Here is a 415-nt window from a genome sequence, read left to right as displayed (position 1 = left end):
TTTATAATCTTGATTTCTATCTATATTTATTTGATAGAAACCGTTTTCATCAGTTTCCATGTAGGCTATTTCATTACCTTTATCATCAAATAAGGTAATTTTGGCTCCTGCTATTGGGTTCATGTTAATAGCATCATTAACCACACCTTCAACATGTAGTGTGGGTTCTCGGTGATACGCATAGATATCATCATCACCTCTACCACCTTTTCTGTTTGATGCAAAATAACCTGTAATTCCGTTAGGATTCATTGTAAAAGAAAAATCATCTTTATTTGAATTAATAGGAATACCAAGGTTTACAACATCAACAAAATCATCATTTTCACCTTTAATAGTTGCGAAAACATCTAACAAACCAAGGCCTGTATGTCCATCGGAAGAAAAGAACAATACATCTTCTTGATTAATAAAA

General features: G+C 32.0%; 1 protein-coding gene. It reads right to left on the bottom strand.

The genetic code is table 11. The features are described 5' to 3' along the window. Window positions 1-415: carboxypeptidase-like regulatory domain-containing protein (locus tag FUA24_RS03175; protein ID WP_148540021.1), on the bottom strand; the 415-nt coding region annotated here is incomplete at both ends.

The organism is Seonamhaeicola marinus, from assembly GCF_008085455.1.
The sequence above is the reverse complement of the archived record's forward strand: the minus strand, read 5'-3'. Positions and strand labels throughout refer to the sequence as shown.